At 40.2% G+C, this 12,344-nt stretch carries 7 protein-coding genes; 1 reads left to right on the top strand and 6 read right to left on the bottom strand.

The annotated features are described in order from the left end of the window. Positions 1–142: 142 nt before the first annotated feature. The 5 genes from MED217_RS18585 to MED217_RS13005 form a co-directional block, all read right to left on the bottom strand. Positions 143–1,975: a discoidin domain-containing protein gene (locus tag MED217_RS18585; protein WP_009781000.1), complete on the bottom strand. Its 1,833-nt coding sequence runs from the start codon at positions 1,973–1,975 to the stop codon at positions 143–145. Between the two features lie 11 nt (positions 1,976–1,986). After that, positions 1,987–2,649, bottom strand: coding sequence for a basic secretory protein-like protein (locus MED217_RS13020; protein ID WP_009780999.1), 663 nt, complete (start codon positions 2,647–2,649; stop codon positions 1,987–1,989). A 67-nt stretch (positions 2,650–2,716) separates the two neighbouring features. Next, positions 2,717–4,519 (bottom strand): RagB/SusD family nutrient uptake outer membrane protein, encoded by a 1,803-nt coding sequence (locus tag MED217_RS13015; RefSeq protein WP_009780998.1) that lies wholly within the window; start codon positions 4,517–4,519, stop codon positions 2,717–2,719. 50 nt (positions 4,520–4,569) lie between these two features. Further along, on the bottom strand, positions 4,570–7,743 hold the full coding sequence (locus tag MED217_RS13010; RefSeq protein ID WP_009780997.1) for a SusC/RagA family TonB-linked outer membrane protein: 3,174 nt from the start codon (positions 7,741–7,743) through the stop codon (positions 4,570–4,572). 544 nt (positions 7,744–8,287) lie between these two features. Further along, positions 8,288–9,316 (bottom strand): LacI family DNA-binding transcriptional regulator, encoded by a 1,029-nt coding sequence (locus tag MED217_RS13005; protein ID WP_009780996.1) that lies wholly within the window; start codon positions 9,314–9,316, stop codon positions 8,288–8,290. Between the two features lie 452 nt (positions 9,317–9,768). Here MED217_RS13005 and MED217_RS13000 point away from each other — a divergent pair, with 452 nt between their 5' ends. After that, positions 9,769–10,752, top strand: coding sequence for a bile acid:sodium symporter family protein (locus tag MED217_RS13000; RefSeq protein ID WP_009780994.1), 984 nt, complete (start codon positions 9,769–9,771; stop codon positions 10,750–10,752). Here the strand turns inward: MED217_RS13000 and MED217_RS12995 are convergent. Then, positions 10,745–12,172 (bottom strand): exonuclease domain-containing protein, encoded by a 1,428-nt coding sequence (locus MED217_RS12995; RefSeq protein ID WP_154648943.1) that lies wholly within the window; start codon positions 12,170–12,172, stop codon positions 10,745–10,747. The two genes, MED217_RS13000 and MED217_RS12995, sit on opposite strands and share 8 nt — an antisense overlap. Between the last annotated feature and the right edge of the window lie 172 nt (positions 12,173–12,344).

Raw genomic sequence — 12,344 nt, 5'->3', positions numbered from 1 at the left:
TTCTGGTTTTTAATCTACTTGTTTAGAAAATGTACCGTTGTAGCCCTCTTGCACGAGCAACTGCTTGTAGCTCATTAGAAAAATATCCCGAGCACAAAATCGTGCTCAGGATATTTAAATAAATTGCTGATTAAAATCTAAATTATTCAGCAAACAAGCGCCATTCAGCTAATTGAAATAAGCCGTCGCCACCATTGGCAAGTATTTCTAATCGGTAATATTTATAGCTGGTTTCATTAGTAAATAAAAAAGTACGTGTTTGTCCTCGAGAACTCCAAGATTGTCCTGATCTCGAATCAATCTCAGTAAATGTGGTGCCATCATTTGATCCAGAAAGCGTCCATTCTACAGGGTCTCTTCCCGGTGCATCATTGGCAGATGTAAGGCTATATTGAGTCACACGTTGAGGATTTTGAAATTCCTGCTGAATCCATTCCGGATTATTGAAATTGAACAGCAAAAACTTAGTTGACGTATCTCCATCGGTAACTCTAAATGAAGCTTCGTTTGAGGTAGCACCATTTCTGTTTTCTCTACTTACGGAAGTGTTAGCAAAATCAGTAATATCCTGAGGACCAAAAGTGATTAATTTCAGATTTAACAATCTCCACTCACTTAGCTGTAAGTTTCCATCACCATTATTAGCTTCAACAACTATACGGTAATGTCTATAGGCTGTACTATTTTCAAATTCATAATTTTTAGTCAAATTTCTAGAAGCAAATGTTTCATCACTTACACTGTGCAATTCTTCAAATTCAACACCATCTTTTGAACCTAGCAATTTCCAGTCTTTTAAATCTCTCCCGGGAACATCATTACCAGAAGTCAAACTATATCTATTAACCACTACAGGAAACTCAAAGTTTTGCTGCATATAAAATTCCTGTGGAAACCCACCGGTAAGAAACTTATTATTCCCTTCGGTAATATTATCGATGAGTTTTAAAGAACCTTCAGCAGCGGTTGGGCCACCATTATTATCTTTAGAAACTTCTATTGTTGCCAAACCTTCACTGGTTACATCGATTAATTCTGAAGCTGGTACGAATGGATAATTGAGGTTAGGAAATCTTCCTCTTGCAATTAATAACTCCTGTTGATTCTGATCATCAAAACCAAAAGCTTCTAGTGCTAGAGGCTCTAGATCTGCCCCAGTCGCTCCGCTAAAGAAGTGAACCAGTTCGCCTAAGGTCATATCTTTTGCATAATCTGTATCGTTAATAGGATAATGAGTACTTAGAACTTTAAAGAAGTTGCTTAAAGTAACAGAACCGTTATAGTTCTCATAAATAGGTAAAAACCAATCTCTAAACCAATAAGTGTCTGCTTTTGGGAAGTCTACCGATGTTTCTAAAAACTCTGCTTTAACACGTTCGGCCTCAGATTCTAAACCTAATTTTAGGTATAAGTCATAAGTAAAGATCTCCGTGAATTTATCTTGCCAGATCGCTTCAGCGGGTGATTTATGCACCCCGTTGCTAGAATGTTCAACGACCTTAGCCATAAGTGCAGCAGGCTCGTCTATTGCTGCACCTGTAGGACTTGAAGCAGTTATTGGATGATCAATTAGGCTACGATTCTCAGCATCCTCTTCAAAATGCGTTTTGAAAAAAGACGATTTATCAGCTTCTCCGTGGCCTACCACATACAACAAGCTGTTCTGACCATAGGTGCCATAATTTTCAACAACATATGCCCAGGAATCACTAAAAAAGCTGAAGGGCCATTCAATCGATCGATCAACTTCGGGATCGTAATAAACCGCAGCAGATACGTCAAAGTATTGTCTTAGTACATCCTCATCGTGACCATTCCAGCTTTCTGAAAGTCCACGTAGCGGCGATCCTTCCGGGTCATTGTTGACTACAGAATCGGGCTCCCCGGTTACCAGGGCAGAGTCATCTTCTGCACAGGCTTGAAACAGCAAAAGTGCCCCAAGCGTATAAAAAACAGTGTATATAATTTTTTTCATAATCTTAAATTTTAAATGCTTACCTCTGGGTTAGCCGTGTATGCTTCCCACAGCTGGTCTACCGTTTTACCGGTATATTGCTCCCATGTTTCAGCAGTATATGTTTTGGTACGTAAATCCTCATCTAGCTTTTCAACCAGATTCTTGTCATAGTTTTGGCTCACCCATAATAGAAAACGCGCTGTAATGCGGTAGCTGTTTTCATAGCTTTGCGAAGGGCTAAATGGCGTCAAAGACCAGCCTGCTCTTTCATTATCTAAAGCATATTTAAAGCGAACGTAATCTGCGATCCCTTCGGTCAACCAACCGGGACCCGCACCACCCGGATAGGATTGTACGAGATGCATAAGTTCGTGCGTAACCAGATCAAGGTCTTCTGGCTTCTTGTGTAACCAGGCAGAACTGATGGTGATCGCACCTCTATGCGCATAGGCAACACCGCCGTACGCTGTATCTATTTTTATGGTAACATGCTTTTGAGATTGCGGGTTGAAATCCTTCACCAGTTTTGGGTAAACCTTTTTAAAGATTTTCTCAATACCTTTTTGAATCGAAGGATCTAAGGTCTCATCCTGACTCTCGTAAGAAAGCGTGTATTTCTGTGCTTGAATGCTTCCTGTAATTGCGAAAGCAATACAGCTAAGCAGCACATATTTTGATAGTATTTGAATCATTTTAGATCGAATTTGAAGAACAGACTCTTGATTGAAAAAAGCGTCTGTTCTTTTTGGCTAATTAAATTTACCAACCCGGATTTTGAACCAGAGTCGGGTTTGCATTGAGTTCGTCTTGAGGAATAGGCCATAGGTAATCCTGTGGTCTAAACACACGCGTTTCAAAAGTGGTTACGTTATAAAAATCTTCTTCTGAACGCGCATTGATGTCCATCCCGTGCATTTCGCCGGCAAATACATCTTCTGCAATTTTCCAACGACGCGCATCAAAGTATCGGGTATTCTCTAAGAAGAGTTCTACGCGACGTTCTTTTCGTATTGCTTCACGCATCGCTTCCTGACTTGCAGGAGCTTCCAACTCAACAGAACCATACTCAGGAATTCCTGCACGCTCACGAATAAGATTGATATAGGTTAAGATATCTGGATTCCCGGGGTCGTACTCATTTAGCGCTTCAGCATAGTCCAAATAGATCTCTGCCAAACGTAACATAGGTAGTGATCTGTTATTGTTTCTTCTATCACCCAAAGGCGCTTTTTTTCTGGCGATATATCCGGTAGGAGGGTAGTCATTAGTTCCTGCCTGACGACCTGAATTTCCTCCAAACCAAGTTTTTGTGATGATATTTCCAAAATCACGATTTAACCACAAGCTTCCATTGTATGTGATCCCTACATAAAATCGAGGCTCTCTGTTGGTCCAAGGGTTGTACGTCGTCCTTGTAGTGAAGTCGTATGGCGCTTGAAATTGAGAGAAACCATCAGCAACATAATTTGCCTGAGGATCATCGATAGATCTTCCGTTTGAGGTAAAAAAGGCGTCAACCATTTCTTGAGTCACACTAAGTCCACCCGCGCCGCGTACTTCTGTAGCTGAGCCCAGATGATAAGGTGTTACATCATAATGGAAATAATTTACACCGGCAGGGCGTGCATAAATAATTTCAGAGTTAAAATCCTCGAGCATCACATTACGCGTAGATAAATACGGATTGTAAGAGCCGTCTTCATTAAATTCTTCGTAAAGGCTATAGGTGTTGGGAACATATTTATCAATAAACGCTTTAGCAGCATCTGCCGCTGTTTTCCATTTATTCACATCATAATTCTGAGGAATTAGGTTTTCGCCATCCTGACCAATAAAATCAGCATAATCTGTATTTCCGTTAAATAAAGGGCTCGCAGCAAATAACAGTGTTTGCTCTTTAATGGCCATCGCAAAAGGCGTACTCATTCTCCCGGCATTGTTGCCTGTAAAGCTTACGCCTTCAAGGGCTGCAGCAGCGATATCTAATTCTGAAGTGATATACGCAGCAACTTCATCAATCGAATTGCGTTTGAGTCCCAGGGCATCTAAGTCTGCATCAGCAGGAATTGGAGTTTCTCCCAATAAAATTACCGGTCCAAAACTGCGCATGAGGTTGTAATAGTAGTATGCTCTTAGAACACGTGCCTCTGCTTTGTACTGACTAATGATCGCAGGATCACAATCCTGACATAAATCTACAGCTTCAATAAAAGTAGATGCAGCTCGAATACCTCGGTAGAAGTTTGACCACAAATTACTTACATTTTGAGTAGTTGCATTCCAGTCTCCAATATTCAGGAAATTCCCCATATGGAATCCCCAAACATATTCAGCTTCATCAGAAGCACCGGTCCAAGGTCCCGAGTTTTCAGTCGTCGTATAACGCTGTGCAAATTCACTTGGAATTTGAGAATAAATGTTTGCTAAGTATTGCTCTACGGTTGCTCTACGCGCAAAAGTCTCTTCAAAGGTTAACCGATCATCCGGCACCTGATCTAAGTAATCATCACCACAGGAGAGTAAAAACCCGCTTAGAATAAATGTTAATAGTAATTTTTTCATATGATTATATTTTAAATCTGTAATACGAATTGTATCGTTTCAATTGATTTTTAGAATTGAAAGGTTCCTCCTAAGGATACCACCGAAATGTTAGGGTATCTACCACCATTATTGGTGTTAAGTTCAGGATCCCAAAGATCAAATTTGCTTAGAGTAAACAAATTGGTTGCTCGCATATAGATTCTGAAATCATCAACACCAAACTTCTGAGAGAAGTCTTTTTCAAAGGTGTATCCTATTTCAGCTGTTTTTAAACGTAAAAAGTCAATGTCTCTCAACCACCAGGTACTTGCCTGATTGTTGTTTGTTTGACCTATTCCTGAAGCGCTAAATGATAGACGTGGATAGGTAGCGTATGCATTATTATTCTCAGGAGTCCAGCGGTCTAGTGAGGTCGTGTAAATATTACCTTCACCTCCGTCACCAATAAATGGACGAATACCAAACCCGCCTATGAAGCGATCTGAGAAGTTTTGTCCTTGAAAGAATAAGCTTGCATCAAAACCTTTATAAATGGCAGTGATTCCAAAACCGTAGGTCAAAGCAGGCACGTCGCCGTCACCAATAACCTTACGGTCAAAAGCATCAATTTGTCCATCGCCGTTAAGATCTGCATATTTAATATCTCCCGGTTGAATTTGACCAAACTGCGTAGGGAAACCATCATCTGTAGTGATAAAGCCATCTCCATCTATATCATCTTCTAAAGTAAACAGGCGCTCAGCTACATAACCAAAATTGGCGATAAGACCTGTGCCTTGACGATTTAACCACGGGTGAGGTTGCTCAGGAACACCATTCTCAATGATCTCATTTTTGTTGTACGAGAAGGTACCTCTAAATGAAAGTCTCAATTCTTTGAATTGCTGACTGAAGTTTAAAGTACCGTCAAAACCTTTATTTTCTACAACACCAATATTTCCGAAAGGGTCAGAGGTTAAACCTATATAATTAGGAATATCACTACGTCTTAAGAAGGCCCCTTCGGTACGCTCGTAAAAGAAATCTGTAATCAAGCTTAATCTACTGTCAAAAGCATTGATCTCGATACCTAAATCTTGTTTTCGTGCTTCAGCCCAGGTAACATCTACGCCATAATAGGTTTGACCAATACCGCCTAGGGATTGTCTGTTTTCTCCAAAGGTATATCCATCTTGACCCTCTACACGGTTGAGATATGCAAAGCGTCCCGCTCCAGAGTCAGAACCAACTAAACCGTCAGAATAACGAAGTTTAAGATAATTTATATGGTCTTTTAAAGGTTCAAAGAACTTTTCGTTAGATAGTACCCAACCGGCTGCAAAAGACGGGAAAAACCCGTAGCGGTTATTTGGTGCAAAGTTTTCAGATCCGTTATAACCTGCATTTACTTCAAAGAAATAACGATCATCATAAGAATACGTGGCTCTACCCGCTAAACCTTCATTTCTAAATGGAATCGCGTCGGTGAAATTACCTGCAAAAGCATTAGAATAATCGGTACGGTTAGCAAGCAATAATCCGCTTACGCTGTGTTTCCCAAAAGTACGATCATAGTTTACCGATACTTGCGTGTAAAATCTTCTGTTTCCTCCATTGTTTCGGTTGTAGCCTAGGAAATTGGTGCCGGTGTAGGTTTCATTCAACAGCAAGCCACCATCTTCAGTGTATGGGAAATTGGCATCAACAAAGTAGGTGCTTTCTCGTTTAGAACGCGCAACGTTTTGCTCGTTAAAAGAGTCGAATGCAAATAAACCGTGTAATGAAAGTCCTTCAGTAATGAAACTTAATTCCTGATTCAGGTTCAAGTTGGTGTTTAAGTTTGTACGTGTGATGGTTCGGTATCCGCGAAGCGCAACTTCTGCATATGGATTACGCAGTCCACCATTAGCACTTTTTCCAGGTACAAAGCCTCCCGGATAAAGCACAGGGTATTCCACTGGTGGCGCTTCTAAAGCCGTACCAAATATTTGGTCTTCAAGCGTAATGCCTGGAGAAGTAGGTGTTCCCGGATAATTTCCGTCAGATAAATATCCTTGGATCCCTACGTTGATGTCTGTGGTTTTGGTAAGATCAATAGTAAGGTTTGAAGTGAAATTAAAACGTTCAAAGCCGGTACCTGAATCATAAGATACATTGGGATCTGTCTGAAACAAACCGGTTTCATTGTAGTATCCTAACGAAACATAATAACGAGCGCTTTCTGCTCCTCCATTTACGTTGATCAAAGCTTGCCTGTTACGGCCATAGCTTTTAAAAACTTCTTCCATCCAGTTTACATTAGGATAGAGTAACGGGTTTTCTCCAGAGGCAGTTGCATCTATGTATTCTTGCGAATATTTAGGAATATCACCTCGGGTGGTTAAGGCTTCATTAGCAAGATTCATATAGGTTACACCATCTACCAGTTCTGGTGTTTTGGTGAAGTTAGTGACCCCTTCAAAATAGTCTAAGCTAACTTGAGGTTTACCTATTTTACCTTTTTTGGTTTCGATCAAAATAACTCCATTGGCTCCACGAATACCATAAACGGCAGTGGCCGAGGCATCTTTAAGAATAGAGAATGATTCGATATCCCTTGGGTTGATATTGTCTAGAGAACGCTCAACTCCATCTACTAAAACAAGTGGATAAGCATTACCAAAACTCGAAATACCACGTATCCAAAGGTCTGCACCATCATAACCGGGTAGACCAGAACGTTGTACCCCGGTGATCCCTGCGATTCTTCCGGCAAGCATGGTTCCCAAATTGGCTACGGGCAACTCAAGTTCATCGGCTTTGATGGTAGATTGTGCACCTACTACGCTGATTTTTTTCTGTTTACCATAACCTACGAGTACGACTTCGTCCAGAGATTGTGCATCGTCTGCCATTTGAACGTCAATACTTGATTCCCCCTTCACAGGGATTTCTGCGGTTTTCATTCCTACATAGGAATAGATCAGAATAGCTTCAGCATCGCTAACCGTAATGCTGTAGTTACCATCAAAATCGGTCAAGGTACCGTTTGTGGTATTTTGTTCTTTAATGTTTACACCGGGTAAAGGAACACCTTGTGAATCTGTTACAGTACCAGTAACTGTAATAGCAGTGTCTTGTTGGGCATAAATTGACTGTGTCTTACACAGTAGGGCGGTGAGTAGCAATCCCATAAAAAAGATTTTACTACTGGATTCTCCGAGCCGTTTACCGACTTTAGGAGAAAAGGAATACTTGTCAAATAGAGAAAGTAATTGTTTCATCCAATAATCTGAGTTTTTAAATTGTTCGTGTTTCCGTTAAAAGAATGCTAAAACTAGTAAAACGTTTTAGCATTTATGAGAACGGAATTTGGATGAGGCTAGTTTAAGCGAAGTTTAATTACTGAATGTAAGCCGTTAATCGATGCGAATGTTTGTATTTGTAATCTTAAAGTTAATTTAAGTTTAAATCGTAAACCGATATCGAAATAAAAGTCTATTTGATACAATATGTCTCAATCAGGGCACAAATTATCTCATTACGTCTTTTTTGATCCATTTTAAATATTATAAATAATATTTAATTGTTTTTAATTTGTATTTTGAAATGTGTCATTCTTGTTTCAGACTTAAATAAACCACGGCATATTAACATAAATTGGCTATAAAATGTCGAATTGTGTAATGCGTTACGCTTCAACTGAAGCTTATTAGAAGTACAATTAAGATCAAAACAAAAAAATCCACTCAAAAAACAGCAGGTTCTCTCTGATTTTGAATGGATTTAATATATGATAATGTTGGAGTGGGGGGAGACTTATTAGGTCTACTTCTTTTTAGAAGAGTCTCTGGGGATCAGTTCAGCATGCAAAACCGATTGCATCAATGGCACTTCTTCTTTGCCATTTGCCTTCAACAATTTAAACATGATACGCATCAATTCTTCTCCCATTTCCTGTAGCGGTTGAGCCACTGCGGTTATAGAAGGATTATTGATTTTAAAGAATTCGTTATCATCAAATGTTACAATACCCAGATCATAAATAAGCTTAGGATCGATGTCTTTGATGATCTCGAGTGAGGTTTGGGTTAGGTAATTGGTTGAAAAGAACACCGAATCAATCTCGTTACTTCCGGTGAGTAGTTCTGTGATGCGCTGTTTTCCCTCAGGAGATTGTATTGTCTCAAATGGAAGTTCAAGAATATTGCTTTGTAATCCCGCAGCAGCAACGGCATCGCGATAACCTCTGGCGCGATCAAGCATCTGTATTTGTTGCGTATCTATGGTAATAAAAGCAGGATGTTTAAAACCGTTATCTATGAGATGTTGGGTGGCTTTATTGGCCGCTTCATAATTGTTGATCACCACCTGGTGCGTAGCGAGGTCTTCAAAATAACGGTCGGCAAGCACGACAGGAATATCACTTTTAATAAGGTTCTCAATATCCTTTTTAATACCCGCAGATGGAATGATTAAAAAACCATCTACCTGACGTTCATGAAAAACACGAATGAGTTCCCGCGAACGTTTATCATTATTCTCATTGCTACAAAACAATACTTTGTAGCCTTTTTGATAGGCGATCTCCTCAATAATACGGGCGATCTTGGCAAAAAAGCGGTTACCGATGTCTTCAACCATAAATACCAGAATTTTACTTTTTCCGGTACGTAAGCTTTGTGCCACTTGATTAGGACGGTAATTAACTTCTTCAACGTAGTCTTCGATCTTTTTGATAACCTCTTTAGAGATCTTTCGTTCTTCTCCTTTGCCATTTAAAACAAAAGAAATGGTGGTGATCGATACGTTAAGCGCTTTTGCGATGTCTTTTATAGATGGGCGTTTTTGCTTCATTATGTTGTAAATCTAGGTGAACAGTTGGCATCTTGAATATTGAAAAGCCACCAACCACAACTCACTATTTTGGCAGCGCAAAAGAAGGAATTACCCAATGTATGGCTGCGAAATTGAAAATTTATTTCTAACCACTCCATCAAAGTCTGCCATCGTCGATAGACAGGCTCGTCCTGAGGAAGTTTACTTATTCTTCAAGAAGTTGCACAACGCCTTTTTTGAAAAGCAGCGCACGCATCTTCTTTGAATTAACAAGTTTATAAAAGTATTGAATACGAATAGATTTCTGCTTTTTTTTAGACGAAATGCACACAGAGTGACTAATCTCGATCATTTTATTCCGGTTATGCGCTCAAAGTTTCGTTTTTATCGCTTAAAAAAATAAAGAAGTTCCTGCATAAAGGTACAATCAGGGTATTGTGGCGCCTTAGAACTGCATTACCTTTGCCGCAATGAATATAAAGCTTGATAAATTTGTGCTTGCGATCCTGGTAGCTATTGTTGTTGCCTATTTTTTCCCTCAGTGGGGAATCGCCACAAGCCCGATTCCACTAGATACGATTAGCGCCGTAGGAATCGCATTGATCTTCTTTTTATACGGACTCAAATTAAGTCCGCAAAAACTGAAAGCAGGTTTAGGGAATTACAAATTACACTTGCTGGTACAGGCGTGTACCTTTCTTGTTTTTCCGCTGGTGGTGCTCTTGTTTCGTCCATTAGTACAAAATGCAGAGCACGAGCTGTTATGGTTGTCTTTCTTTTTTCTTGCCGCGCTGCCTTCTACAGTAAGTTCTTCTGTAGTTATGGTTTCTATTGCAAAAGGAAACATACCGGCAGCGATCTTTAACGCAAGTATTTCAGGAATCATAGGTATTGTCATTACGCCTTTGTGGATGGGTTTGTTTATAGACGATATGCAAACCGATTTTGACTTTACTGAAATTTATATGAAGCTGGTGTTGCAAATTCTAGCACCGGTGATCTTGGGCTTGTTGTTGCAGCGGTTTTGGGGAGGATTTATCCAGAAACATACTAAAAAACTTACGCTTTTTGATAAAAGCATTATCCTGCTCATCATTTATAAAAGTTTTGCGACTTCCTTCACCGATGGTGTTTTTAGCGGAGTATCGCTTTTTGATTTAGCGATTTTAGTTGTTGGAGTGCTTTTCTTGTTTGTTCTGGTTTATATGTTAACCGGACGCATCGCTACCGCGCTTGGCTTTTCCATAGAAGATCGGATTACCGCGCAATTCTGCGGAACCAAAAAATCTCTGGTACACGGTACCGTATTCTCAAAAATAATATTTGGAGGAATGCCCGGCCTCGGTCTGGTTTTATTGCCCTTGATGCTTTTTCACGCATCCCAAATTATGATCATAAGCGCCATCGCTTCCAGATTTGCAAATCGCGAAATGCCGAATGAACCTGCTAACTAAGCCAAGAAGCAAAAATATCTTGGGTTGAATTTTCGGTAGTGGTGAGCGGTAAGCGTACAATATTCTTTTCGGTAGCGAGATAGCGTCTTATGATGCGATCTGCATACGCCGAACTTTTCTGCGGAATTAAATAATGCTCAAAATCTTCGTTATGGTTAAAATCTGAATTTTCGTCCACAAAACCATAGCCTGAAAAACGGCCTTGCTTTAAATAAATAAAAGACTTTTCTCCAGGATTACGCCCTTGCTCCACAAGCAAGCACGACTGCTCATAGGTGTGAATATAATCTAGCGCTTTGCTCACCCGGGCATTATATTCAGTAACAGCAATTTCGCCGCTACAGGCACCGCTGCAGGTGTGTATCTTGTAATGATTGCAGGTGTCAACACCTTGTTGCAACGCACAATATTTAGGACACAATTCAAATTTTTCACATACTTCCTCCATAAACTGTATCGCTTCTTCTCGCGTATAAAACTGCATCCAGCTAACCGGGGCGATTTTGTTTTTGTGCAAGGCAAACTGCTCGATCCCGTATTTATTATGATAGGAGGTGAGCTTGTAGGGTTTTGAAGGGTTCTTTTGTGCTTTGTTGTATTTGGGGTAATATTTTAGAATAAGTTCGGCTTCCCGCAATAAGGCCAGCAATTCGCTTCCTGTTAACTCATAATCGATGCTGTGTGTGTTCTGAAGCAGCTCATATTTGCGGTTGCTTTTTTCTCTGAAATGCGAAAGCACGCGTTTTTGAATATCGATCGCCTTACCAATATAAAGCGGTTTTCCGTTTTTATCTTTAAAGAAATATACGCCGGCTTTATGCGGAAGTTCTTCAAAATCTGAAGCTTTAAAGTGCGGCGGAAAATAGGATTCTTTAGATTTTCGATTTAAGAATCCTTGAATGACTTCATACTCAGGATCAAGATCCAGACAGCGCTGAAACAAAATAACCGTAGCTTCGGTATCTCCTGTAGCGCGGTGACGATCGTAATGTGGAATGTTGATCGAGGTGCATAGATTTCCTAAACTGTATGAGAACAATCCCGGAATGAGTTTCTTGGCCAGTCGCACCGTGCAGAGGCGTTTTCGGTTAAAATCGAGACCAGCTTCTTTAAATTCTGCACGTACCACATTGTAGTCAAAACCTACATTGTGCGCCACAAAAATGCAATCTTGGGTGAGTGCATCAATTTGCGGGGCAAGTTCATCAAAGTACGGTGCATCTTCGACCATGCGGTCGTTGATGCCGGTAAGCTTTTCTATGTAAAGCGGAATTTCCCGCCCGGGATTTACCAGTGATGCAAACCGGTTGATTTCTTTGCCTTCTTGAAGTACGATGATGCAGATTTCGGTTATTTTATTCCCCTTGATCCCGCCACCGGTCGTTTCAACATCAATGATCGCAAACTTGGCCTCTTTCATAACTGCAAAGTACGTAAATCTCCAGAAGTTGTAAAAGGAAAAAATCCGTATTAACGGAAAAATTCCGATACTCTGAAAGCGAATTGCTTCAGCACAAGTTAGCGATGCATTTTTTACCCATAAAAAAACCACGCTTTTAGGGCGTGGCTTTTTAAAGTTTGGTTGATTAGTG

The organism is Leeuwenhoekiella blandensis MED217 (genome assembly GCF_000152985.1).
GTDB lineage: Bacteria > Bacteroidota > Bacteroidia > Flavobacteriales > Flavobacteriaceae > Leeuwenhoekiella > Leeuwenhoekiella blandensis.
The sequence above is the reverse complement of the archived record's forward strand: the minus strand, read 5'-3'. Positions and strand labels throughout refer to the sequence as shown.